Origin of the sequence: Winogradskyella sp., from assembly GCF_028289625.1 — a bacterium.
Taxonomy (GTDB): domain Bacteria; phylum Bacteroidota; class Bacteroidia; order Flavobacteriales; family Flavobacteriaceae; genus Winogradskyella.
Map to the genome: position 1 here is coordinate 1 of NZ_JANQOM010000083.1, position 25856 is coordinate 25856.

General features: G+C 34.0%; 28 protein-coding genes. 12 read left to right on the forward strand and 16 right to left on the reverse strand.

Features of this window, described 5'->3' with window-relative positions; all coding sequences use genetic code 11:
- Positions 1-103: 103 nt before the first annotated feature.
- A complete protein-coding gene (locus tag Q0992_RS15335; RefSeq protein ID WP_299526440.1) occupies positions 104-1114 on the forward strand; it encodes a type IX secretion system membrane protein PorP/SprF in 1011 nt (336 codons plus the stop codon).
- Positions 1115-1155: 41 nt separating this feature from the next.
- Here Q0992_RS15335 and Q0992_RS15340 read toward each other — a convergent pair whose 3' ends face one another.
- On the reverse strand, positions 1156-2367 hold the full coding sequence (locus tag Q0992_RS15340) for a vWA domain-containing protein (RefSeq protein ID WP_299526443.1): 1212 nt from the start codon (positions 2365-2367) through the stop codon (positions 1156-1158).
- A 5-nt stretch (positions 2368-2372) separates the two neighbouring features.
- Positions 2373-3404: an SIMPL domain-containing protein gene (locus Q0992_RS15345; protein ID WP_299526445.1), complete on the reverse strand. Its 1032-nt coding sequence runs from the start codon at positions 3402-3404 to the stop codon at positions 2373-2375.
- A 215-nt stretch (positions 3405-3619) separates the two neighbouring features.
- Here Q0992_RS15345 and Q0992_RS15350 point away from each other — a divergent pair, with 215 nt between their 5' ends.
- Genes Q0992_RS15350 through Q0992_RS15360 form a run of 3 tightly spaced genes read left to right on the forward strand, consistent with a single transcriptional unit; the run spans position 3620 to position 7063 of the window.
- Positions 3620-5806: a histidine kinase gene (locus Q0992_RS15350; protein WP_299526448.1), complete on the forward strand. Its 2187-nt coding sequence runs from the start codon at positions 3620-3622 to the stop codon at positions 5804-5806.
- 1 nt (position 5807) lies between these two features.
- On the forward strand, positions 5808-6542 hold the full coding sequence (locus tag Q0992_RS15355; protein WP_299526451.1) for a LytTR family DNA-binding domain-containing protein: 735 nt from the start codon (positions 5808-5810) through the stop codon (positions 6540-6542).
- Between the two features lie 5 nt (positions 6543-6547).
- Complete coding sequence (locus Q0992_RS15360; protein WP_299526454.1) at positions 6548-7063, forward strand: gamma carbonic anhydrase family protein; 516 nt, start codon at positions 6548-6550, stop codon at positions 7061-7063.
- On the opposite strand, the gene Q0992_RS15365 is transcribed toward Q0992_RS15360, so the two are convergent.
- The 10 genes from Q0992_RS15365 to Q0992_RS15410 form a co-directional block, all read right to left on the reverse strand.
- Positions 7053-7400 carry a GTPase gene (locus tag Q0992_RS15365; protein WP_299526456.1) on the reverse strand — a complete coding sequence of 116 codons (348 nt, stop codon included), beginning with the start codon at positions 7398-7400 and terminating at the stop codon, positions 7053-7055. The two genes, Q0992_RS15360 and Q0992_RS15365, sit on opposite strands and share 11 nt — an antisense overlap.
- A gap of 14 nt (positions 7401-7414) precedes the next feature.
- Entirely contained in the window at positions 7415-7828 is a 414-nt protein-coding gene (locus Q0992_RS15370; protein ID WP_299526459.1) for a hypothetical protein, read from the reverse strand.
- Positions 7829-7831: 3 nt separating this feature from the next.
- On the reverse strand, positions 7832-8611 hold the full coding sequence (murI, locus tag Q0992_RS15375) for a glutamate racemase (protein WP_299526531.1): 780 nt from the start codon (positions 8609-8611) through the stop codon (positions 7832-7834).
- A gap of 68 nt (positions 8612-8679) precedes the next feature.
- On the reverse strand, positions 8680-9228 hold the full coding sequence (locus Q0992_RS15380; RefSeq protein ID WP_299526462.1) for an OmpH family outer membrane protein: 549 nt from the start codon (positions 9226-9228) through the stop codon (positions 8680-8682).
- Positions 9229-9262: 34 nt separating this feature from the next.
- Positions 9263-10420: an OmpH family outer membrane protein gene (locus Q0992_RS15385; protein WP_367277972.1), complete on the reverse strand. Its 1158-nt coding sequence runs from the start codon at positions 10418-10420 to the stop codon at positions 9263-9265.
- A gap of 149 nt (positions 10421-10569) precedes the next feature.
- Positions 10570-13146 (reverse strand): POTRA domain-containing protein, encoded by a 2577-nt coding sequence (locus Q0992_RS15390; protein WP_299526466.1) that lies wholly within the window; start codon positions 13144-13146, stop codon positions 10570-10572.
- Complete coding sequence (locus Q0992_RS15395) at positions 13118-13858, reverse strand: isoprenyl transferase (protein WP_299526469.1); 741 nt, start codon at positions 13856-13858, stop codon at positions 13118-13120. Before Q0992_RS15395 ends, Q0992_RS15390 begins: the two co-directional genes overlap by 29 nt.
- Positions 13859-14548: a DUF6089 family protein gene (locus tag Q0992_RS15400; RefSeq protein WP_299526471.1), complete on the reverse strand. Its 690-nt coding sequence runs from the start codon at positions 14546-14548 to the stop codon at positions 13859-13861. It lies immediately after the preceding gene.
- A gap of 113 nt (positions 14549-14661) precedes the next feature.
- Positions 14662-15540: an NAD kinase gene (locus Q0992_RS15405; protein ID WP_299526474.1), complete on the reverse strand. Its 879-nt coding sequence runs from the start codon at positions 15538-15540 to the stop codon at positions 14662-14664.
- 2 nt (positions 15541-15542) lie between these two features.
- The gene (locus Q0992_RS15410) at positions 15543-16199 is read right to left on the reverse strand and encodes a CBS domain-containing protein (RefSeq protein ID WP_299526476.1); all 657 of its coding nucleotides are present in this window, start codon (positions 16197-16199) and stop codon (positions 15543-15545) included.
- 91 nt (positions 16200-16290) lie between these two features.
- On the opposite strand from Q0992_RS15410, the gene Q0992_RS15415 reads away from it, so the two are divergent.
- The 6 genes from Q0992_RS15415 (at position 16291) to clpX (ending at position 21617) form a co-directional block, all read left to right on the forward strand.
- Positions 16291-17004: a pyridoxine 5'-phosphate synthase gene (locus Q0992_RS15415; RefSeq protein ID WP_299526479.1), complete on the forward strand. Its 714-nt coding sequence runs from the start codon at positions 16291-16293 to the stop codon at positions 17002-17004.
- The gene (locus Q0992_RS15420) at positions 17001-17765 is read left to right on the forward strand and encodes an alpha/beta fold hydrolase (RefSeq protein ID WP_299526482.1); all 765 of its coding nucleotides are present in this window, start codon (positions 17001-17003) and stop codon (positions 17763-17765) included. The genes Q0992_RS15415 and Q0992_RS15420 overlap by 4 nt, the downstream gene beginning before the upstream one ends.
- Before the next feature lie 10 nt (positions 17766-17775).
- A complete protein-coding gene (locus tag Q0992_RS15425) occupies positions 17776-18123 on the forward strand; it encodes a phage holin family protein (RefSeq protein ID WP_299526485.1) in 348 nt (115 codons plus the stop codon).
- A gap of 79 nt (positions 18124-18202) precedes the next feature.
- The gene (gene tig / locus Q0992_RS15430) at positions 18203-19525 is read left to right on the forward strand and encodes a trigger factor (protein WP_299526488.1); all 1323 of its coding nucleotides are present in this window, start codon (positions 18203-18205) and stop codon (positions 19523-19525) included.
- Positions 19526-19666: 141 nt separating this feature from the next.
- Positions 19667-20341 carry an ATP-dependent Clp endopeptidase proteolytic subunit ClpP gene (gene clpP, locus Q0992_RS15435; RefSeq protein WP_299526491.1) on the forward strand — a complete coding sequence of 225 codons (675 nt, stop codon included), beginning with the start codon at positions 19667-19669 and terminating at the stop codon, positions 20339-20341.
- A 46-nt stretch (positions 20342-20387) separates the two neighbouring features.
- Positions 20388-21617, forward strand: a complete 1230-nt coding sequence (gene clpX, locus Q0992_RS15440) for an ATP-dependent Clp protease ATP-binding subunit ClpX (protein WP_299526493.1) — start codon at positions 20388-20390, stop codon at positions 21615-21617.
- A gap of 304 nt (positions 21618-21921) precedes the next feature.
- On the opposite strand, the gene Q0992_RS15445 is transcribed toward clpX, so the two are convergent.
- Together Q0992_RS15445 and Q0992_RS15450 are read right to left on the reverse strand one after the other, a co-directional pair.
- Positions 21922-22044: a hypothetical protein gene (locus tag Q0992_RS15445; RefSeq protein WP_299526496.1), complete on the reverse strand. Its 123-nt coding sequence runs from the start codon at positions 22042-22044 to the stop codon at positions 21922-21924.
- A 143-nt stretch (positions 22045-22187) separates the two neighbouring features.
- Complete coding sequence (locus tag Q0992_RS15450; RefSeq protein ID WP_299526499.1) at positions 22188-23705, reverse strand: GH3 auxin-responsive promoter family protein; 1518 nt, start codon at positions 23703-23705, stop codon at positions 22188-22190.
- 54 nt (positions 23706-23759) lie between these two features.
- On the opposite strand from Q0992_RS15450, the gene Q0992_RS15455 reads away from it, so the two are divergent.
- Positions 23760-24548, forward strand: a complete 789-nt coding sequence (locus Q0992_RS15455; protein ID WP_299526502.1) for a DUF2797 domain-containing protein — start codon at positions 23760-23762, stop codon at positions 24546-24548.
- Here Q0992_RS15455 and Q0992_RS15460 read toward each other — a convergent pair.
- Positions 24545-25165, reverse strand: a complete 621-nt coding sequence (locus tag Q0992_RS15460; protein ID WP_299526505.1) for a LysE family transporter — start codon at positions 25163-25165, stop codon at positions 24545-24547. The genes Q0992_RS15455 and Q0992_RS15460 overlap by 4 nt on opposite strands.
- A 105-nt stretch (positions 25166-25270) precedes the next feature.
- Here Q0992_RS15460 and Q0992_RS15465 point away from each other — a divergent pair, with 105 nt between their 5' ends.
- Complete coding sequence (locus tag Q0992_RS15465) at positions 25271-25522, forward strand: hypothetical protein (protein WP_299526508.1); 252 nt, start codon at positions 25271-25273, stop codon at positions 25520-25522.
- A 70-nt stretch (positions 25523-25592) separates the two neighbouring features.
- Here Q0992_RS15465 and rpsU read toward each other — a convergent pair whose 3' ends face one another.
- Entirely contained in the window at positions 25593-25787 is a 195-nt protein-coding gene (gene rpsU / locus Q0992_RS15470) for a 30S ribosomal protein S21 (RefSeq protein WP_299366743.1), read from the reverse strand.
- Between the last annotated feature and the right edge of the window lie 69 nt (positions 25788-25856).

Below are 25856 nucleotides of genomic sequence, written 5' to 3' on the forward strand. Positions count from 1 at the left end.
ATGCCGACGGGGGGCTACTGGTTCGTGGTGGAGTACGACGAGCCGGCAACGGGACAGCGGAGGGAACTAAGGGCACATTTTACCTTGAAACGATAAAAAAATTATGAGATTAAAAAAGTTTTGTTTAGTAGTATTAACAGCATTATTTGCAAATATTGGAATAGCACAGGAGGGTGTGCCTATTTATTCTGATTATCTATTGGATAATTATTATTTGATTCATCCTTCAATGGCAGGGGTTGCAAATTGTGCTAAAGTAAGATTAACGGCAAGGCAGCAATGGTTTGGTGTTGATGATGCGCCAAGCTTACAAACATTAAGTATAAATGGAAGATTGGGTGATTCTCCTGTAGCATTAGGGGGTATTATATTTAATGATGCTAATGGTTTTCATTCGACCGTTGGTGGTTACGCTACATTTGCTTATCACCTCATGTTTTCAAGAAATGAGATTGATTTAAATATGCTTTCATTTGGATTGAGCGCAGGTTTTCTTCAGTATAAATTGGATGAGACTACTTTTCTAGCTCCAGGAGAATTTGACCAGCTTATTGCAGGTATCGAACAAAGTGCGACAAATTTTAATATTGATTTTGGATTTTCATATCATTTTGTTGATTTCTATGCACACTTTACTGCCAAAAATATTTTAAGAAATGAGGGTATTAATTTTAATGAACAAGGGTTTGAATTTGACAATTTAAGGACTTACTTATTATCAGCGGGATATACTTTTAATAAGTTTGGAAGTGACTGGAGCTATGAGCCTTCAATTATGTATATGTATAGAGATGCCACAGAGGAATCAACAATTGACATTAATGCCAAGGTATATCGAGAGATGGATTTTGGTAAGATTTGGGGTGGTTTATCTTACAGAAGAAGTTTAGATGGTGCAGAGTTTTTAGATGGGTCTGGTGTAAGTAGTCAGAAACTACAGTACTTTACCCCATTTATAGGAGTAGACTATAACAATTTTGTTTTTGCTTATACATATTCCTATCAGGCTAATACAGTTAATTTTAACACTGGCGGATTCCATCAAATTACGTTAGGATATAACTTTAATTGTAGAAGAGAGAAGTTTGAATGTAACTGTCCTGCGGTTAACTAATAAAAAGGGCTCGGTTTTAACCGAGCCTTTTGTTTTAGATACTATTCCCAAATATAGTTTTTCTTTTTAGCCTGTGCTTTTATGGCATTTAGCATAGCATTTTCTAATCCATTATTATCTGCTGATTTGTTAGAAATATACTTACGTCGCTTTATATTTAATTCGGAAATTTTGTTTTGAAGTTCTTTGCGTTCTTTTCGTTTTTTGTCAACATAAGATTTAATCTCTTCTTTAGACAGTCCTTTTAGTTCTTCTGGTAATTGACTTTTATCTAAGTTATCGTATGAAAAATCGGATTCTTTTTCGGCATCAACTAAATCCCACGAACTATTTTTATATAATCGAGAGCTTTTACTTACTGTTCTACTCACGGCATTAGCCTTATTATAGCTTCTGGCATTAGAATCTTGTTCTGCTTGTAATTCCATTTTTCTTCTTCCAGAGTTTCCATAAGCCACGTATGTTTTATTCAATTTCTCATTGAGTTTGAGGATTGTATCATCATATGGTGAAGCAACGTGCACTGTCGCCTTATTGTGATTAATTGCCATGTAGTCTCCATGGGTTAAATCTGCTCCATCTTTCCAAAAACCCGATATGCCTTGATTATAGTCACCACAGAAAATGGTATTGACGGTTATATCGTTTTGATGTGCTAACTTTGATGCTTCTTTGTAGCTGACATCGCCTTGGGTATAAGGTTCGTTTCCAGCAATAAAAATAAATTTTAGATTATTATTTTCCCCCCAATCTAATTGGTTTAATGCAGTTTTAATGACTTTGCCGCAGTATTCATTACCGCCGTTTGTAGTTAATGAGAATAATGATTTAGAGATTTCATCAAGATCATCACTAAAAGAAATGACTTGTCTTAAATAACCTTCATCCGCATTTAAATTAGCATTACCATATTCATAAAGTGCGATTTTAAGGTTTGGACTTTCTTCGTTACACTTTGCGTAAGATAATTCATTGACAATTTCCCATAATTGTGCTTTGGCCTGATCTATTAACCCATCCATACTATTACTCGTATCTAATAAGAGGGCTACTTTAATTTCTGGTTTTTTGGATTTTAACTTTGTTTCGATTAAGCTAGTGTTTAAGCTTAGATTATTTGCGTTGGTTTTTGTATTGGCATTGCATCCTGTAAAGGATACAATACTTATTAGTACAGCCAAAGCCCTAGATATTGTTTTACTCACGCTATTCTTACTTTTTAAGTGTTCGCGATTTTTTTTTGAAAAGTTCATAATTTTTAATTTTTTGTGTTTAATTCTTTTACATCTATGGTTCCATTTGGAGAGATAACATAATACTTGTGATCTATTTCGGTCTTTGTAATTGGTTGTTGTTTTTGTACTTTGGGTTTAGGTATAAATACTAGTTTTATATTCATACCTATCTGAACCACTGGCTCCAGAATTGATGGGTTAATAACTATATCATAGTTTTCGTAGGTGAGAGGCTGGTAGTAGTACGATGTTTGTTTTTTTGCGCTTGTTATTCCTCTATCTTTTTTTAAGGCTTCAAAAGAGATGCTGTTGTACGCTTGATAACTCTGATAGAAGTCTTTTGGGAAGTAGCAATATTTATCATCAGCTATTTTAATATCATATTCTGATAAATTGAACCCCAATGTATTATAATAAGACTTTTTATCTTCAATGAGGCTTAATAATTTTTCTTGCAGGTTCTTATACACCTCTTGAATATTTTCGATAAAATAATCAACCTTTACGAGGTTGTAAACTTCACTTTTGGCGCAAGCTTCTAATATAGATTCAAACTGATTTGTCTTCGTAAATTGGATGTGAATATTTTGTTGCAACTCAAAACCTTTAGGAACTTCGGTATAAGTTTTACTGAACAGTTTCTTTGTGACTTCAACTTCATATACTGGCACAAATGAAATGACATCTAATGCTATATCTTTTTCCGTAATTCCTATTGAGTTCAATCTTTTTTTGATATTATCAATACGTTCTTTCATCAGTGAATTTGTTGCCTCGGCTGTTGGTCCAATTTGAGACAAGTTGAACACTGCTGTATAGGTGGTTGCACTTACATTTTGTAGTGCCTTTACATCTATCGTTAATACATTACTAGGTTGTAGAACCTTATTGGTACGATGTTGAATGGCCGGATTATAAATAGTAGCATTACCGCTAGATAATATATTTTGGCGTGAAATTTCTCTTGTAATTTGATTGTAGTTTCCTTTATGCTGAGCAATAATTAGGTTATAGCTTAAAAGAAATAGCAAGAAGGTTATATTGCTTTTTTTCATTTCGATTTGTTTTTTAATTAATGATGCGATAAAGCTCTGCTGAAAAAACAACAATTAAAATTTGAAATGAGTAAACAAGAAATACCAATGAGTGAGTAAAAACTATATGTTAGTAAACTGGCAAAATCAAAGTGGTATTAGGTCTAAAATTCTGCGTGGCCATTTTTTGAAATCAAATAAAGTATGTAAGTTTAGAACAATTAATTATAGGCTAGTTGAAATCGAATAGACTTTATATATTATTGTTTTGTGTTTTTTCTTTGTTTGGTTTAAGTAATGCCCAGAACGAGACATTAACGAAAGAAAAGAGCGGAAATGATGCCGATGCTTTTTTTATGATTAGAGGTTCAGTATACGAAAAGGAAACCTATGAGCCTGTTTCTAAAGTTAATGTTTTAATAAATGGTAGTAAGTATACAACTACAGATTCTAACGGTAAGTTCTCGATACGTGCCAGAATTGGTGATCAGCTAATCGTTACCCATAGCTCATTTGAACCTATATACTACACTATAAAAAGTAATGATCGTATTTATATAGAAGTTCTACCAGAGCAGTTAAAGAGTTCTAAACGATCAAAATCCTTTGAAAGCATGAAAAAGTTTAATAGTCTTATAGATTCAGCCGATGCTTATTTAAAGAAAGATGCAGCGAGGAGCTTAAAATTTGTCGGTGATGCCTTAAACGTTAATACATCGACTACTCAGAGTGCTGAAGCTCACGAGTTAATAGGAGATATTTATATATTTTGGAAACAATATGATTTAGCAATCTCGGCATACAAAATAAGTTTACAAAATTATAGTACCAATTCAGCCAGATTAAAACTTGCAAGTGCCTATTTAAAGAATGAAGATTATGAAAAAAGTATTGAGGCCTATAACGGTATTGATCAAGACTCTTTGTCTAATTACGAAAAAACGATCCTTTTTGAAGGCTTAGGAGATGCCTATCTAAAAGCCAAAAATTTTGACGAGTCGGTAAAGACTTATCAAAAAGGGTTGATAATAGCCAAAGAACATTTAATTACACCAAAAATAACCGATTTAAATTCTAAAATAGCACAGGCCTATAATGTTCAGGGAGATAAAATAAAGGCTAAGGGCTTTTTTGACAATTCACTCAATTTAGCAAGCAAGGAAAACAAGAAGAGGGCAGTAGAAGAACAAATAAAAGTAGCCGAATTTAATAGTGTTATTGAAGATTATGACAATGAGATAGAGTTAAGAAAACAAGCGATAGAGAGCATTGAAGATATAGAGCTCGACTCTTTGATACCTAATGAAAGTTCACTGAGTCCACAAAAGCAAAATTATAAATTAGGGAATGCCTATCTGTTAAATAATGATCTCAAAAATGCCATACCTTCTTTTAAAAAGAGTATTGAAGAAGCTGATAGAAAAGAAGACTTAGATGTAAAAAAGGATGCCACACGTAAACTTTCTGAAGCACTTATAGATGCCGGAAATGCCGAAGAAGGTCTCAAATGGTTAAACGAATATAAAAAGACTGTTGATGAGCTATATGCTAAAAAAGTTCAGGAAATATCGCAGGCTGCGCGATTTAGTCGAAATTTAGCAGAACAACAAAATAGAATTACCTCTCTCGAAAGTGATCGAGAACTTTCTCGAAGCAAGTATGAGTTGACCCAAGTGCGCAATAAGGGACAACAAATTATTATTTATTCACTTATAAGTGGGTTGGTCCTATTACTTATCACAGGATTTTTTATGTTTAAGTACATAAGACAGCAGCGATTTGCCAATAATCTATTGGCTTTAAAATCATTACGTAGTCAAATGAATCCCCATTTTATATTTAATGCGCTTAATTCTGTAAATAGTTTTATTGCTACCAATGATGAACGTACAGCGAATAAATATTTATCGGATTTTTCATACTTGATGCGTTCGGTTTTAGAAAATAGTGAAGAAGACTTCATCCCACTAAAAAAAGAGATTGAACTATTGTCGTTATATACCAAGTTAGAGCATTTTAGGTTTCAGGATAAGTTTGAATACACTATAGATGTTGATGAGCAGATTAATATTGATGAGTTTTTAATTCCACCTATGTTACTGCAACCATATATCGAAAATGCGGTTTGGCATGGTCTACGTTATAAGGAAGAAAAGGGTCATTTAAACATTACTTTAAAATCCAAATCCAAGAACGAAATTACCATTGCTATTACTGATGATGGTATTGGTAGAAAACGTTCAAAAACATTGAAAACGGCTAATCAAAAGAAGCAGAAATCTAAAGGTATGAATAATATACAGGAGCGTGTTGCTATTTTAAACAAGATGTATAAGGATAAGGTCGATGTAAGCATCGAGGATTTTAGATCATCTGAAGAAGATACAGGAACTAAAGTTATTGTAACATTAAAAAAAGACTAAAATGAAATTAAATGCCATACTAGTAGAAGACGAAGAAACAAGTAGGGATATTCTAAGAAATTATCTAACAAAATACTGTCCAAACATTAACATTGTTGGTGAAGCAACCAATGTTGAAGAAGCATTAGTCTTGATTAGAAACAATGATTTGGATGTAGTCTTTTTGGATGTAGAAATGCCTTATGGCAATGCTTTCGATTTGTTAGATAAGGTAGGCAATATTGATTTTGAAACAATTTTTGTCACAGCATATAATCATTATGCAATTGAGGCTTTGAATGCTCATGCCTCATACTATTTAATGAAGCCTATTTCTATTGAAGAATTAATTAAAGCCGTAGATTACGTTACTGAAATTAAAACTAAAGAAGAAGCCTTACAAGATCAGGTTTTAGTACCCAAAACAAATGATGTGAATGGAAAAATTACCATTCCGCAACAAAATGGGTTTGAAATTCTGAATATGGCAGATATTATGTATTGCAAAGCTGACGATAATTATACTGAAATATATCTCAATAACAACAAAAAGAAACTGGTGAGCAAAACCCTAAAATATATTGAAGAAAGTCTAAAAGATGGTAATTTTGCTCGAGTCCATAAGAGTTATTTGGTAAATGTAAATGAAGTGGTTAAATATCTTAAGGGTAAAGGTGGAAGCGTAGTATTGAGCAACGGAAAAGAAATTATGGTATCTGCCTCAAAAAAGGCAGATTTGTTATCTTATTTTAAATAAAAATTATGCCAATAATAAAACCCGTAAGGGGAATTTATCCTCAAATTCCAGAAGATTGTTTTGTTGCAGATAATGCCACTATCCTTGGTGAAGTTACCATGGGCAATCATTGCAGTATTTGGTTTAATGCAGTGATTAGAGGAGACGTTCACTTCATTAAAATGGGTGATAAAGTTAATGTACAAGATGGGGCTATTATTCATGCCACATACCAAAAATCACCAACAACGATAGGTGATAATGTGTCTATAGGCCATAATGCTATTGTGCATGGTTGTACCATCCACGATGATGTACTTATTGGTATGGGCAGTATTGTTATGGACGATTGCGTCGTTGAGAACAACAGCATTATTGCAGCAGGCGCAGTGGTCACTAAAGGAACTATTGTAGAATCTGGTAGTATTTATGCTGGTATACCAGCTAAGAAAGTAAAGGATATTAGTACCGAATTAATTTCTGGTGAAATCAACAGAATAGCCAATAACTATGTGAAATATTCAGGTTGGTTTAAAGAATAGTTTTGAGTTTTTGTATCAAGCTAGCCACATCTGGTATGTTATCTAAAGTTTTATGGTCTATAACTGTTGAAAACATTTCACTGTCTAGTTTTAATATAGTAGGATAACTAATATCGGCATAAGGAAACTCACTTTCAAATTCATCTTTGTGGTAAAATTTCATGTTGATGTTAATTTCCTTTCTGAAGGATTTCCAAGTGCTATTTTCGGTAAACGTATCATAAGTTAAGGCACATAAACTACAAGGATAAGTTGATGGACTGAATAGTTTATGCCCAGCATCAAGCAGCGCATTGATTTTACCGGAATTGGCATTATAAACAAAGACTAAGGTCACTTTTATTTACTTAATTATTGAGATGTATTTTTATTATAGTTGTTCTCATTATATTCAATGTAGCCTTCATTTTTACCGTAAAGAATTTGTTCATTTTCTTTTAAAATGTTTGCACATTTAATTATGTAGTTTTCAATATTTACTGAGCCAATTCCTTTTCTGATAGAACTCTTTGTAGTCAAATTTTCAACATCGTATCTTTTAAAGTTATTAGACTTTGTATTGGTATGATAAATAATTGAAATACTTGGACAACACCTGCTATACATTGGGATATAGACACTAAATTCGATATTGTCTTTTCTACAATTTATATAGTATTCATCTTTAATTTGGTAATTAGTAAATGCTGAAAAATCATGTTTTTGCTTCAAAAAAGAGAAGTTTTCTTTTATTTTAACTTCTACAAAAAGATGAAATGATTCCATGTGCTAAAAATCTAAATAAGCGGTTTCAAATTGATGGTTTAGAATGGTATTTAAAATATCAAGACTCCCATTTGAATATAATTTGATGGATGGCGAACTTTTTTCTTCATTTAACAAATGATGCTTCTCAAGAATGGCTTTAGTCTGTTTTGCTACCGCTAAGCCTGAATCGATAATACTTACATCCTTGGGCAGCATTTTTTTAAGCATTGGAATAAGGTAAGGATAGTGTGTGCAACCAAGAACCAAGTAATCGATATGTTCTTTGAGCATAGGTTGCAAATAAGAAGTCAATAACTCCTTCATTTCATCCGAGTGCAATTTTCCAGATTCAATTAAGGGGACGATGCCTTCGCCCACTTGTTCAATTACTTTAATGCCACTTGCATATAGGTCAGAGGTTTTATGAAACAGATGGCTGCTTAAAGTCCCCTTAGTAGCCAGTATACCAATGGTTTTGGTTTTGGTATTTAAGGCAGCTGGCTTTATCGCAGGCTCAATACCAATGAAAGGCAAATTATAGTTAGCCCTTAAATAAGCGATGGCATTCGTTGTTGCAGTATTACAGCCCACAACTATAAGTTTACAGCCTTTATCAAGCAATAGTTTTGTATTCTTAATACTTAACTGAAGAATTTGAGATGCTGGTTTATCGCCATAAGGAGCATTTTTACTATCGGCCAAATAAATACAATGTTCATTTGGCAATAGGGTATGAATTTCCTTAAAAATGGATGTACCTCCAATACCAGAGTCAAATATGCCGATAGGTTGCGTATTCATAATTACCACAAAAATAAAAAGTCGCTTCAAATAAGCGACTTATTTATAAATATGTAACTCTATTTCAATTAAATTCCTAATTCTGCTTTAACATCAGCTAATAAATCTTTTCCTTTAGCTACAATAAGTCCTCCAGCCTCTAATACATAGTCAAACCCTTGTGCAGAAGCTACCTTTTCTATAGCCACTCTTGCTTTTTCGGTAATTGGCTTAAGAAGGTCGATTTCTTTCTTTTGTATATCCTGTTGCGCATTTTGTTGAAATTGCGTCAAACTTTGCTTCATACCTTCTACTTCCTGCATACGCTCCATATTAGTCTCCTCAGTTTGGCTTTCAGCTTCTGCATTGTACTGCTTAAGTTTATTGTCCAACTCTTTTAAAGAATCCTGAATTTGAGCTTGATAGGTTGCCCCTAATTTTTCAATCTCAGCTTGTGCTGTTTTATACTCTGGCATTGCTTTTATTAAGTCTTGTGTATTAATATGCGCAATCTTACTTTGAGCAGACATAAAACTCGTTGCTCCTATAAACAATGCCGTTGCAAATAATAAAGTTTTAAAATGTTTACTCACGTATAGTCCATTTATTTTAGTGAGTTCGTGAATCTTTGATTTCATTTTTTCTAAATTGTATTTGTGTGTTATAATTATATTAATTGTTTTCTCCTCCCTTTTTCTTAGCTTTTGCTATAGAATCTCTGCGCTTCAATTGTTTTTCACGCTCTTCACGAGCTTTTTTACGCTGCTCTAGTATTTTCTTCTTTCTTTCCTCTAATGCCTTTCGTCTTCGTTCTCTATCTTGCGCTTTTATTTCAGCTGCTGTTAACGGTTTTTTAGTAGCCGTTGTATCCTTTTTTACAGCCTCTTTTACCTTTGTTGTATCTGTTTTTACTACATTTTTATTTTCTGTAGTGTCTTCTTCTACTTTTTTGGCAGTGCTCTCATTTTTTGCAGGATCTTCATTAGGCATAGCTACAATCTTAGTTTCTTCGTTTTCAGGCTCTTCAGTTTCAGATTTTTTCTTGTTACGTTCGTCTAAAACTTTCTGGCGTCGTTCATCGGCTTCACGCTTTTTTGCCGTTCTTATGGAATCTTGTCTTGCCCTTCTAGCTTCTAGAGCTTTTTCGCGCTCGGCACGTTTAGCTGCTAATTCGGCCTCTCTTGCTGCTTTTCGTTCATCTAAGGCCTTTTGTCTTTCATCCTTTTCTTCACTTACTACGGGAACCACTTCTTCCTCTTCCAATTCTTTAAGTTCTTTTTTGTTTTTCGCCTGATTGCGACGCGATGTCCTTGTAATAGTTCTTAAAACCTGCTCACTAATATCGTAGCGTTCAGCCGAGTATAGCATAACGACATCAGCAGACTTATCGAAAACAAAATCAAACTTCTTTGTTTCGGCTATTTGTTGTACTGCAGCAAAAATCTGATCTTGAATAGGTTCAATTAATTGCCTTTTTTGGATGATCATATCTCCGCCTGGACCAAAACGTTTTTGCTGATAGTCTAAAATTTCAGCTTCTTCAAAAGAAATATCTTCCATACGCTCTTCATAGAGCTCCTTAGTTAAAAGCACACTTTCATTTTCTAACTCTTTCTTCTTTTGCTCAATAACACCAAGCTTTTTTTCTATCTCAGTCTTCCATTGCTGAACTTTTTTGTCCAATTGTGTTGATGCTTCTTGATATTCAGGTACATTTTGTAAAATATATTCAGTATCAATATAGCCTATCCTGACTCCACGTTGTGCACTAACACTAAAGCTCATAAGACCAATTACTGCCAATAAAAAAAGAACTTTAAATTTCATCATGTTTGTTTTTGTTTTAGGACATTTTTAGTTAATCAAACGTTTCGCCGTTATTTGTGATGTTAGGCTTCAAATGTAACGAAATAAATGATTAAAAATTTTAACACCATGTTGAAATACTTATTAAAGGTTTAGAAAATATCGTGCCAAACTTAAAACTGTTGTCCAATTATGAAGTGCGTTTGCCAACCACTTTTTATCGTATCGCCAGGAATTGGATCGAATCCATGTCCAAAATCGATACCTAATAGACCAAAGGCAGGCATGAAAATTCTAATCCCAAATCCTGCTGATCTTTGCAAGTCAAAAGGATTAAAATCCTTAAAACTATTTACCGACTGACCTCCTTCTAAAAAAGATAAACCATATATTTTTGCTTGTGCGCCCAACGTAATGGGATAGCGCAACTCAAGCGAAAATTTGTTATATATTGAACCACCATCTTGGGTAGACAACGATTGGTTTGGATAACCTCTAAGTTGTATAATTTCTCTACCATCGAGGGCAAAGTTCCCTAAACCATCACCACCAACAAAGAAACGCTCAAATGGGATTACACCTCTATCATTATTATACGCCCCTAAAAATCCAAACTCTACACTTGGTCTTAACACGAGTTTCTTGGTGATTTCTGTAAACCAGTCACCTTTGAATTTTATCTTATAAAATTCAAGCCAGTTAAAACGCTCTTGGTCAATTTCGCCAATACGTGCAAAATCATCAGGATCTGATGGGTCTAACTGATCTCTTTCTTCCCTAAGAGCCTTGTAGTCTACACCATTTACTAAAGAATATGGAAAAGAAAATTTTGCGGAAACTGTAAAGTTAGATCCTCCAGTTGGATAAATAGGATCTGTATAAAGGTTATTTCTACTTAAGCCGATTGTATATGATAAGTTATTTGCAGATCCGTCACCAAATGTAAATAATCCTGTATTATAATTTCTTAAGTCATAGTTCTGATAACTTATTGCTTGTGAAAGCAAAAAATAATCATCGGGTTTATTTAATCTAGTAGATACACCTACTGTTAAACCAAGAATATTGAATCTTCTAGTTCTATCGGCTCTTCGTGTTTGAGGATTAAATAAAAATTGTCTTGAATACGATATGGAGGACGATAGCTGAAATGGTTTTTTGCCGCCTAACCATGGTTCACTGAAAGAGAAGCTATAAGTTTGAAAAAATTGACTAGCTTGTAATCTCAAGGCAAGGCTTTGCCCATCACCTCTTGGCACAGGCTTATAAGCATCTTTGTTAAAAATATCTTTTATAGCAAAGTTGTTGAATGATAGGCCTAAAGTACCAATAAAACCACCACCACCATAGCCGCCTTGCAATTGAATCTGGCTCGATCCTTGCTCAACCACTTCATACTCTATATCTAATGTACCATCAACTGGGTTGGGGTTTTTAATGTTTGGAACAAGTTGCTGTGCATCAAAAAACCCTAATTGGCCTAGTTCTCGTAGCGTTCTAATGATTTGCGATTTACTGTAGAGTTCCCCAGGACGGGTTCTTATTTCCCTGTAAATGACATGGTCATTGGTTACATCATTACCAACAACTGTTACATTATTAAAGTAAGCAGGTTTTCCCTCAGAAATACGTATTTCCATATCAATGATGTTTCCTTCGGCACTTACTTCTACGGGATTAATGGTGGAAAATAAATACCCAGAATTTTGATAGAGATTAGTTAGACTTCTTGCATCAGGATCATTAGGATCATCAATACGTTCTCTCAATTCTACACCATTGTATGTATCCCCTTTATTAATTCCCAATACAGAGGCTAATACTCGGTCGGTATATATTGTATTGCCTACAAAATCTACTTTGCCAAAAGTATATTTTTCACCTTCTTCAACTTCAATATTTAGGCTAATGGTTTTGTCATTATTATAGATAATTGAATCTGAAATAATCCGTGCATCTCTATAACCATTTTCCTTGTATTTATCAACAAGGCTTGTTAGGTCTTCTCTGAAATCTTCCTCTATATATTTGGATCTTTTAAAAATACGTAATGGACTTAAGCTTTTTTTCTTCGTATTCTTCATTGCTTTACGAAGTTTCTTGTCCTTTATTTTTTCATTACCAATAAAATTGATTTTTTTAATTTTTACTTTTTCACCTTTATTGATTTTAACAATCATATTTACACGCTCCTTTTCTATAGAGTCGATGACTTTTGAGGTCGATATGGTGACTTTAGTATTTAAAAATCCTTTCTTTTTATATTTATTTGTAAGATAGTTTCTTGTAGTGGCAATGAGGTTTTCAGTAACTTTCTGACCTGCTTGTAACTTATTTTCACTGATGATTTCATCTTTCTTGCTTTTCCTGACACCAAGAATCGTTACCTCTTTAAGTTCAGGAAGATCGATCAGGTTAATTTCCAGATCGGCTGTATTACCATCAATATTTGTAATATAAATATCTATGCTGCTGAAAAGATTAGATTTCCAAAGCGTTTTAACAGCATTGGCAATTTTTTCACCACCAACTTGAATCTCTTCATTTTTTCGAAGTTTAGAATAAGCGATAATGGTTTGAGGGCTAAAATTGGTGTTACCTGTTACGGTAATTTCTTTAATCAAATAGGTCGCACCGCCACCCTGACCGTAACTATTAAGCGAAATTGTAAATAGTAGTAGGGTAATTATAAAAGTTGCAAGGGATTTTGATTGACTAATATTAAGTAAGTTGTTCGCTTGTTTTTCCAAATCTTCGTTCTCTATTTTGATAATTTATGAGTGCTTCATACAGATTTTCTTTCTTAAAATCTGGCCATAAAATATCTGTAAAATATAATTCTGCATAGGCGATTTGCCAAAGCAAAAAATTACTGATTCTTTGTTCACCGCTTGTGCGAATTAGCAGGTCAACGTCTGGTAAATTTTGCGTGTAAAGATGCTTATTTATAATGGATTCATCAATACTTTCGGGAGAAATTATATTATTTTTAACTTTAACTGATAATTCCTTAATAACATTAACAATTTCTTCACGAGAACCGTAGCTCAATGCCAGGGTTAATGTCATATTCGTATTGTTTTTTGTTTTTTCTATGACATCTACCAACTCTTGTTGGGCTTTTTTTGGTAAATCATGAAGTGAACCAATGGCAGACAATTTTATATTATTGTCTTGTAAGGTTTTGATTTCCTTTTTTAGGGATTTAACCAAAAGCTTCATCAGTGTTTGAACTTCTAGTTTTGGGCGTTTCCAATTTTCAGTAGAAAATGCATAAAGGGTTAAATTTTTGATACCGATTTCTGCACTGGCTTCTACGGCCTGTCTTACGGCTTTGGTGCCATTTTCATGCCCCATAACACGCATTAAGCCTTTTTGTTTTGCCCATCGACCGTTACCGTCCATGATAATAGCAACGTGGTTTGGAAGCTTTTCTTTGTTTATTTGTTCTTTAAGGCTCATTTAAAAATTGCAATAGCAAGGTCTTCTACCAAAGGTGTAAGTTAAGGTAATTCCTGAAAATACATACCAATCATTACTATTTGTATTTCCAAAACTAAATTGTTCTCTAAATTCGGCATCTGGAACACTACCATCTAATTCATCAGAAAATGTGTAACGAGCACCAATTTCTGCAGCTAAAACCAAATGATTGCTTATGTTGGTTTTATATCCTAAAACCATTGGAATGCCGTAAGCCCAACTGCTCGTATTTTCAGATGTATATTCGCCATTTTGATTAAAAAAATAATTATCATGGTTAGCAACAGATATTCCAGAATATAAATAAGGGGTCCCTTGAATTCCACTTTTATGCAAATCGAATTCCCAAAAGGTAAATTCCATTCCGGCCGAAAATTCAAAAATACTAGTATTAAAGCTGTAGCCACGTTGAATACGTCTTGGATCATCAGACTTACCATCTATGCCTTCTAAATCCGAGAAAATAATCGAGGCTCTAAAGGAGTGTCTTGGACTCCTGTTCCACTTAAAAATAGCTCCGAGCGCAGCTTGGTTTGGAGATATATAATTTGTGGCACCAACATCACCAATAAAATTACTGCCACCGACAAATACGCCGACCTCATAGATTTGAGCATCAGTATTTTGCAAGAAGCAAATGCTAGTAAAAATTAGGAATAAATACCTCATAAATTTTATAAAGTTTGCAAATATAACAAATATGGTTAGCCTATAACAATTTGACGCAAAATGTCTTACAGATAAACAGTTTTTAAAGGTATTTATTGTATAAAATCAGTGTTTTAGTTGCGTCTGTCTTCTCCCCAAAGCAGCTTTTTCCTTAGGGTGTCTAAAAAGGTCTCATTTAAGCGTTCAACCATTCTAATAACAAAATTGGCTTTTTTAACGGTAACCGTAGTGGTATTAGGTAATGTAACGATTCTAGAATCAAGGGACATTAAAAACTGGTCTTCCCTGCCATCAACCTTAAAAGTAACAACCGTATTATCAGGAATAATTAACGGACGAGCGCTAAGATTATGTGGGGCAATTGGTGTTAGCGCAAAGTTATTAGCATCAGGTGCTATTACGGGACCGCCACAACTCAGGGAATATCCTGTAGAACCCGTGGGAGTAGAAAGAATGAGTCCATCTGCCCAATAAGAGGTTAAATATTCATCATTAAGGTGTGTTTCAACCGTAATCATGGATGTGGTATTTTTTCGGCTCAGAGCAATCTCATTGAGTGCAAAGTTGGTGTCTTCAATACGACTATTTTTAGGTAGGGTAGCCACACTTAGCAAGGATCGTTCAGAAATCTTATAGTTTCCTTTAAATATTTCAGAAAGTGAGATTTCTATTTCATCGGTTTGGATAGTAGCTAAAAATCCTAATCGACCTGTATTTATACCGACAATAGGAATGCCTAAATCGCTTACATAAGTTATAGCTCTTAAAATTGTACCGTCACCACCAATACTAATAAGCAGCTCATAGCTTCTATCTAAGTGGGTAAACGTTTTAATTGAAGCATTGTTCTGTAAGGTTTCGTTTTGCTGGCTCAAGAAATCTGCTTCTACCAAAATGTCAACACCATGGTCTAAAAGTACTTCTATGAGAATTTCAAAAGCCTTTTGTGTAGATTCTTTGGTGTAATTTTGACCATAGACTGCAACTTTCATGATTACATATTTAGGTATTTGTCTAAATATTGTGAGCGTTCCTTTAAGCTTTCTATATAAGAATCTTCCTCATGACCAGAAACAATATTATAACTGTAGCGTCTAAAGGTTTGTATGATATCATTAAGGCTGGTATTGCTAATTTTTAAAGTGATTTGAACCAAATCAGTACTCATTTTAGAAATAAAAGCACCTAACAATTTTGTGTCATTAGATTCTACGATTTGACTAATTTCACTAAAGGAATAATCGTGAATTCCTTTTTCTACAATAACGATACCACCTGGTTCTGCAAAAAAGGGAGTTTCGTTAAACAAATGAATAATATCATTGAGTTCATAATAGCCTAAATAGGTGCTATTCTCATCCAATACTGGCATAATGTTAGAGTCATACTCTGCAAAAGCTTCGAGCACATCTAGCCAATTTGTTGTAGCTCTCACAAAAAAGCCCTCAATGGTATAATTGCAATCGTTTATGGATTTTGCACCATCAAAACAATGTGCATCAGTTTCAGAAATACAGCCCATGTATATACCTTCTTTTTGAATAGGAATATGCGAGTATGTCAACTGATTAAATAGCATTTGTAAATCGCCTATTTTATCGGTGATGCTTAATGGTTTTATATCGTTTATAACAAAATCCTGTAAGTGCATAAATTGAGTTTCAATATCTTGCAAATTAATCAAAAATAACCGTAAAAACCCAAGATGAGTTGTGTATTTTTGCGATTCAAAACCTAATGGAATGACAAAGTTAAGTGTTAATATAAATAAGATTGCAACACTAAGAAACAGTAGAGGAGGTGATGTGCCCAATGTAGTACAATTTGCAAAGGATGTACAGCGTTTTGGTGCCGAGGGAGTAACGATTCATCCAAGGCCAGATGAGCGGCATATCCGCTATAAAGATGCTTACGATTTAAAACCAGAAGTTTATACGGAATACAATATTGAAGGTAACCCCATCCCAAAGTTTATAGATATGGTTTTAGAGGTAAAACCGACCCAAGTTACTTTAGTGCCTGATGCTGAAGACGCGATTACTTCCAATGCAGGTTGGGACACTATTAAGCACAAGGATTTTCTGGTTGACGTTATTCAGGAGTTTAAAAATAATGGAATACGGACATCCATATTTGTTGATCCTGATTTACATCAGATTGAAGGTGCAAAAGAAACAGGAACAGAAAGAATTGAACTTTACACCGAAGCGTATGCACATCAATACACTTTGGGCAATAAAGATGCCATAAAACCTTACATGGAATGTGCTGGCTTGGCAAATGCTCTAAATTTAGGTGTAAATGCTGGACATGATTTGTCCTTGAATAATATCGCCTTTTTTAAAGAAAATATCACTGGACTTTTAGAAGTTTCTATTGGACATGCCTTGATTTCTGAAAGTTTGTACATGGGTGTAGAAAATGTCATTAAAATGTATCTGGAAAAGCTTAAATGATTTTACATTCTAACATTATAGGAGAAGGAAAACCCTTTGTCATTCTGCATGGCTTTTTGGGAATGGGTGACAATTGGAAAACCTTGGCCAGACAATTTTCTCAGTCTAATTTTGAAGTGCATTTGGTTGATCAACGTAATCATGGGCGTAGTTTCCATGATGATGGTTTCGATTATGAATTGATGGTGGACGATTTAAAACGATACTCTGATCAGCATGATATAAGTGATATCACATTATTAGGCCATTCCATGGGAGGAAAAACAGCGATGCTTTTTGCCACAACCTATCCAGAATTAGTAAGCAAACTTATCGTAGCTGATATTTCACCACGGTATTACCCTATACATCATGATGCTATTTTAGAGGGTCTTAGCCAATTGGATTTTTCAAAAATAAAAACAAGAGGTGAGGCCGATAAGGTGTTAAGCAATTATGTTCCAGAAATCGGCACACGTATGTTCCTGCTCAAAAATTTATATTGGGTGGAAAAAGGTCAATTAGGTTTGCGAATAAATTTACCCGTTCTAAAAGAGAATGTTTCGGAAGTGGGTGAAGCTTTACCAATACATGCTACTTTTCATGAGGATACAATGTTCTTAAGAGGCGATCGTTCAGAATATATTGGTCCTCAAGATGAGTCTATTATTCGACGTCATTTTCCAAATTCAGAAATTAAAACCATTAAGAATGCTGGTCATTGGTTGCATGCTGAAAACCCTAAGGATTTTTACGCAACTGTGATAAATTTCATATCTTAAAGAAAAAATCATGAATTTCATTCTCAAACTCTTACTAAATGCAGTTGCCGTTTTTGTGCTCGCAGAGATTTTAAATGGTGTTTATGTAGATAATTATTTGACCTCATTGCTTGTTGCTGTTGTAATTTCAATCCTCAATGTATTAGTTAAGCCCATTCTGGTAATTTTAACTTTGCCCGCAACCATCCTTTCGCTAGGGCTGTTTTTGTTTGTTATTAATGCATTAATTATTCTTTTAGCGGACAAACTCATAGAAGGTTTTGGCGTGGATGGTATATGGACAGCTATACTTTTTAGTATCCTACTATGTATCCTACAATCGTTATTACATTCGCTATTAAAAAAAGATAAGGAATAACCATTAATCAATGTTTTAAACTATTGTTGGGTTGTGAAAAATGTCGTATTTTTGCAGCCCAATTTTAGTTTCAAGAATAATGAATATTACAAGAGAAAACATCGATGCATTAAATGCGGTTGTAAAAGTAGATATTGTTAAGGATGATTATAGTGATAAAGTAGAGAAGATTTTATCGGATTATCGTAAGTCTGCCAACATTCCTGGATTTAGAAAAGGACACGTGCCAATGGGAATGGTGAAAAAGCAATATGGTAAAGCGGTATTGGTTGATGAGGTGAATAAATTATTGCAAGATGCCTTAGGAAAATATCTAGTAGAAGAGAAACTAGATGTTTTAGGTAACCCATTACCAAAACCTCAAGATGATCTAGATTGGGATGCAGATGCCTTTTCTTTTGAGTTTGAGCTAGGTTTGGCACCAGAATTCGAGGTGAAGCTAAAAAGTAAAAAAGCAATTACGCATTATAATATCATTGCTGATGACAAAATGATCAACAATCAGGTTGAGCATATCCAAAAGCAATATGGTAAATTGGTATCTCAAACCGAAGTAACTGAAAATTCTGAGATTACTGGAAAATTCTCTAATGAAGAAAAAGAGATTGAAAATGTAGCGACAATCACCTTAGATAAGGTTAAAGGTAAAACTAATGCAAAGAAGCTTATCGGAGCTAAAGTAGGTGATCTTATGACCCTTAAAACAAAAGGGTTGTTTAATGATGATCATGATTTAATGACCTTCTTAAAAGTATCTCATGATGATGCGCGCGGATTGGATATTGAAGTGAACTTTGAAGTTTCTGAGATCAATGAACGCGAATTGGCAGATTTAAATCAAGAATTGTTCGACAAGCTTTTTGGACCAAAAGTTATTACTACGGTCACAGAATTGAAAGAGAGGATTAAAACAGATTCCGAAAAACAATTTGCGCAGCAAGGAGACCAGAAGCTATTAAATGATGTAACGGAATATTTGGTTGAAAATACAAAGTTCAATTTGCCGGCCGAATTTCTTCAAAAATGGATGCAAACTGCAGGTGAAGAACCAATGACCGAAGAGCAAGCCAAAGAAGAATACGAAAAGTCCGAAAAAAGCATGCGCTATCAATTAATTGAAGGTAAATTAATTGCAGAACATAACCTTCAAGTTCAGTTTGAAGAACTTAAGACCTTTGCCATGGAAATGATAAAGGGGCAAATGGCGCAATTTGGTCAAATGAATCCTTCAGAAAAAGAACTGGAGGATATTACTGCTCGTATTATGTCTAATCAAGATGAAGTGAAGCGCTTGTCAGAGCAGCTAATGAGTCAAAAATTGTTAGACTTTTATAAAACTGAGGCAAATCTTAAAACAAAAGACATTACTTATGATGATTTTGTGAAAGAGTTCTACAGTTAAGTTAAAACCCCTAAGGCTAAGCCTTAAACTTTAAATTGTCGTTCCTGTGTCAACAGGAAGCTAAAATAAATTAGTATCTTTAAGGCGTAGAACTGAAAAGTTTTACGCTTTTTTTTTAATCAAAAAACAAATTAAAATTAAATGAATTACGGAAAAGAGTTTGAAAAGTTCGCTATAAAAGATCAAGGGATTAATAGCATGTATTATGATAAAATAATGCGAAGCATGTATCCAACTAATCTAACACCAAATATTATCGAGGAACGACAGCTAAATGCTATTGCCATGGATGTGTTCTCAAGACTTATGATGGATCGTATTATATTTTTGGGGACGGGTGTAAATGATCAGGTGGCTAATATTATTCAAGCACAATTATTATTCTTACAAAGTACGGATGCCTCAAAAGACATACAAATCTATATCAATTCTCCAGGTGGCTCTGTATATGCAGGTTTAGGTATCTATGATACTATGCAGTTTGTAAAACCAGATGTAGCTACTATCTGTACTGGTATTGCAGCCTCTATGGCAGCCGTATTGTTGTGTGCGGGTGAAAAAGGAAAGCGTTCAGCCCTGAAGCACTCGCGTGTTATGATTCACCAACCAATGAGTGGTACCCAAGGTCAAGTATCTGATATGGAAATCGCAGTACGTGAAACAATAAAGGTAAAAGAGGAATTATATAAAATCATTTCTAGTCATTCAGGTAAACCTTATGAACAAGTAGAAAAAGATTCAGATAGAGATTATTGGATGAAGTCAGATGAGGCTTTAGCCTATGGAATGATAGATGAGGTTTTAGAACGCAAGTAATTATTAATTCTTACGACTAAAATCCCCTAAATTTAGAACTAAGATTATGGCAAAGGAAGAATTAGAATGCTCTTTTTGTGGTAGAAAAAAGTCAGAAACCAATTTATTGATTGCTGGGCTTGACGCGCATATTTGTGATCGTTGTATTGAGCAGGCTTATGGCATTGTTGTGGAAGAATCCAAACAATCAGGTAATTCAGAGTTAAGTGCTGAATTAATGCTAAGAAAGCCCAAAGAGATTAAGGCTTTTCTAGATGAATACATTATTGGCCAAGAGTATACCAAGCGTGTAATGTCTGTGGCTGTATATAACCATTACAAGCGCTTATTGCAACCAGCATCAGATGATGATATTGAAATCCAAAAAAGTAATATCATCATGGTTGGGCAAACCGGTACAGGTAAGACCTTAATGGCAAAGACTATAGCTCGTATGCTCAACGTACCTTTGGCTATTGTGGACGCTACGGTTTTAACTGAAGCAGGATATGTAGGTGAAGATGTTGAGAGTATCTTAACACGTTTATTACAGGCTGCGGATTATAATCTTGAAAAGGCACAACGAGGCATTGTTTTTATAGATGAAATAGACAAGATTGCACGTAAAAGTGACAATCCATCAATTACAAGAGATGTTTCGGGAGAAGGTGTTCAGCAAGCATTATTGAAATTGTTAGAGGGTACTGTTGTAAATGTACCGCCTAAAGGTGGTCGCAAGCATCCAGATCAAAAATTTATAGAGGTTAATACCGAGCATATTTTATTTATTGCTGGAGGTGCTTTTGATGGTATTGAGCGTGTGATTACCAAACGCCTCAATATGCAATCGATAGGCTATAGCTCTATCAAGGATGATAATGTGGATGATGACAATATTTTACAATATATTATTCCAAAGGATTTAAAAGATTTTGGACTCATCCCTGAAATCATTGGTCGTTTACCTGTATTAACACATATGGATCCACTAGATGCCAATACGTTAAGAGCTATCTTAACAGAGCCAAAGAACGCCATTATTAAACAGTATAAGAAATTGTTTGCTATGGATGAGGTAGATTTCACAATTACTGAAGGTGCACTGAATTATATTGTCGAAAAAGCTATTGAATATAAACTTGGGGCACGTGGTCTACGTTCTCTTTGTGAAGAAATACTTACTGAAGCTATGTTCGATCTGCCTGGCTCTGGCGAAACCAAACTTAATGTTACTAAGAGTTATGCTGAAGATAGATTAAGTAAGTCTACTTTAAAGAAATTAAAGGCAGTATCTTAAAAAGTTAAAAATAGAACAAAAATAAACCACATATTCTATAGTAGATTATGTGGTTTTTTATTGTTTGGGATTGAATTAAATTAATATTGCTGGCAATATTGTTTATTAGTTAGGGTATTATAAATAGCACATTTATTTACTGCTAATATAGCGTCAACATTTGTATAAAATTTGTTTTTTCCTAGATTTTGGTTAAAGTCATTTTAAAACTCGTTGTATGAAATTTCGATGCAATTTTTCTCGTTAAAAGACCAAAACCCAAATAAATTTATTTGGGAGAAAGTTTTAATATGGCATTGAGTTCTTATTCCTCAGACTCGAAATTAAGCGTGTACTCTTCAATGGTATCTCTTGCTGGGTCTGTTTTGTGAAAAGTGTAAGTAGAAAACAGCAATGCCGTAAGCAGTACGTGTAATGTAACCTTCATAATGTAAGTGTTATGGATTAATTACATTACCAAATTACTAACAGGTTATGCCATCAATTTTAGTTGCGGTTTTTTAGATAAAAGCCACTTTTTTGTGACAATTATTGACAGGACACCAATCTCTTAGTTGAATAGCCGTCTAATTATACCTTGTTTAGAAGCAGTAATTCATCAATATAGTCTCTAGAATTAGATAAACGAGGTACTTTATGTTGTCCGCCAAGTTTGTTATGCTCTTTTAACCAATCATAGAAAAGGTTAGGCCTCGCACAGTGAATTTTTGGCTTGTTCAATGTCATATTATTATAACGTTTTGCTTCATAATCGGAGTTGAGTGATTTAAGCGCATTGTCAAAGAGTTCTCCAAAATACGATAAGTCTTTAGGCGGTTTTTTAAATTCAATAATCCACTCGTGAGCTCCTTTTTCTTTACCCTTCATAAATATTGGTGCTGCCGTATAATCTACAATTTCTGCTGAGGTTCTTTTACATACTTTTTTAAGTGCATCCTCAGCATTTTCAATAATCAGTTCTTCGCCAAAAGCATTAATATAATGTTTGGTTCTACCAGATACTCTTATTCTATGTGGATTTAAGCTTACAAAGCGTATCGTATCACCAATTTTATAGCGCCAAAGCCCAGCGTTAGTAGTAATAATTAAAGCATAATTGGTGTTGAGTTTTACTTCACTTAATGGAATGACTTTTTCTTCCTTGGTACCATAGGTATCCATGGGGATGAATTCATAAAAGATACCATAGTCTAGCATTAACAATAAATCGCCAGAGTAATTTTGGTCTTGTATAGCAAAGAAACCTTCTGAAGCATTATAGATTTCATAATACTTAAATTCCTTTTTTGGTAGTATGGCTCTATATTGTTCTATGTAAGGATTGAAACTTACACCACCATGAAAATATACCTCAAGATTTGGCCATATCTCAAAAAGATTATCCTTTCCTGTTTTATCTAAAATATTATTTAGCAGAACAAGCATCCAAGAGGGAACACCAGCTAGGCTAGTTACATTCTCTTCTATAGTTTCTTCTACAATGGCTTGCATTTTAGTTTCCCATTCGCTCATTAAGGAAACTTTACTACTTGGTGTACTACTAAATTCTGCCCAAAAAGGCATATTATCTATTAAAATAGCACTGAGGTCGCCAAAAACGGTTCCATTTTCCTTATACAACTCTTTACTACCACCTAAGCGTAAACTTTTGCCTGTAAATAATTGAGCATCTTCATTATTGTTGAGGTACATACATAGTAAATCTTTACTAGCTGCATAATGGCAATCTTCTAAGGAGTCCGTACTCACAGGTATAAACTTACTTTTAGAATCCGTAGTTCCGCTAGATTTAGCGAACCATTTAATAGGTCTTGGCCAGAAAATATTCTGTTCACCGTTTCGGGATCTTTCAATGATTGGTTGAATATCTTCATAGCTAATAATAGGGAGCCGCTCATTAAACTCTTTATAAGTCTTAATAGATGCAAAATCGTACTGCTTACCTATTTCAGTATCCTTAGCAAATTTTAAAAGACTGAAAATTAATTCGTTTTGTACTTCATTGGGATATTTTAAAAACAACTCAATTTGATGAAATCGCTTTTTTAAAAACCATGAAGCTATGGAATTTACAATAGGAATTGGCATGGATTAGCTATATTTACACTAAATAATTAACACTAAAAATACTAAAATTCTTTTATGCTGTATAACGGTGTCCTAACGAAAATGCAGACCGAGTTTTTAGAGCCAATCCAATATTATTTGGTCTTTGAGAACGATTTTATTCATATGAATCAGTTGCTAAATAAATCTATAAAACTTAAAAAAATAGGAGAAGAGTGTCTTTGTGGTTTAGGGAGGGCTGTTTATAGACAAGGATTTTGCAAGTCGTGTTTTTTTGAAAAGCCTGAAGCTGGCGAATGGATTATGCGACCAGAGTTAAGCAAGGCACATTTAGGTATAGAAGATAGAGACTTGGAATACGAGAAGCGGGTACAGTTGCAGCCACATATCGTTTATTTAGCTAACTCTAGTAATGTTAAAGTAGGGGTAACCAGAAAAAGTCAAGTGCCGACCCGATGGATAGATCAAGGAGCGCACGAAGCCATAGAAATAGTTGAGGTGCCCAATCGATATTTAGCAGGTATTACAGAAGTAGCCTTAAAAGACCATGTAGCAGACAAAACGAACTGGAGAAAGATGTTGAAAAACGATATTGAAGATGCAGATCTTTTAGAGTGGAGAAGCAATTTACAAGGGTTTATTCCAGAAGAAGTAAAAGACTATTTTATAGAAAATAATACTGAGACACATCTTCAATTCCCTGTTGAGCAATATCCTGAAAAACCCAATAGTCTAAATTTAAGAAAGCTAATTGAATACTCAGGAAAGCTTGTTGGTATCAAAGGACAGTATCTTATTTTTGAGGATAATACCGTTTTTAATATTCGGGCCAATGAAGGTTTGGTCGTTGAACTAAGTGTTTAGATAAAATAGAGTTTAACAACATTAACCAAACCGATAAAGAAGAGCAGAATTCCAGTAACTTTATTGATAATGGTATTGATGTTTGCAAATTTTTGTTTTATGACTAAACTGAATTTACTGTAAAAATATAAAGTGATTAACTTCCCGATATAAACACCGAAGAAAAATAAAAAGAGTACTGCAAAAGAAGCGTCTACGGTTAAGCTTAACGAATAGCCATTGATAACTCCATAGATTACTAACCAATAAATGAGTACAGGTGGATTAAGTAGGCCTAATAAAAAACCTGTTGCATATTTTGAGGTCTTAAATCTACGACTATGAGAGTTCTTTTTAGTGGTTTTAAAAAATAAAAAACCACCGATGGTTAAAAGCAAAAAAGCAATGAGAATCTGTAACCACTGATTAGTGTCAAAAAAATTTCTAACAATCATGTTACAATGCAAAGCGTAGTAGGATAGTATGACTTCAGCAAACCCTGCAGCCAATGTAATTTTAAATGCTTGTTTAGCATTCTGTTTTAATGTGGTGTTAATAACCGCGATATTAGTAGCTCCTAAAGGAAGCGCTCCTAGTACAGCTGCTACAATGCCAATGAGTAAGTAAATAAGAATCATGAGCAATTAGTGCCCTGTAAAATAGTAACCTTACAAAGGATGTTAGTTTTCCGTTAAAAATTATTTTGTTTAATGTTTATTGTTTAAATTTAAACAAAAAATAAAATGAGAAAATCCCCCTTCCTTTACATAACCATAACAACACTATTACTGATAACTATAACTATAATGTGTGCTATGGATTTTCCTTTTAGTTGGGTGTTTTATCTCACAGTAATTGGACAAATCCTTGTTGTTGTAATGGTGTATAAAGTTTTGACAGATAACTATAGCACAAACAAAACTTTTGAACATTTTTATGAAGATCGACCTATCGAACCTTTAGATATTAAAGCTGAAAACGAAAAATTTAGGTAGAGCAGATGGTGGGAGCAAAAAAGAGCAACACTATGTTGCTCTTTTTTAGTTTATGTAAAAAGATAAGAGATTAGATATTTTCTTGGTCTCTTAAACTTTGGATATATTGCGCCTTTTGAATTTCCCTTCTTCTCTTAACAGATGGTTTAGTGAAATAACGAGACTCTCTTAAGTTCTGCATAATCTGTACATTTCTGTGCTTACGCTTGTAACGCTTAAGAGCTCTTTCTATGTTTTCGCCTTCTTTGATTTCGATTTTAATCATCTATCACTAATTTTTTATTGTCTAATTCTTGCAAATGGTCGGCAAATATACTTCAACTATTTTAAAATA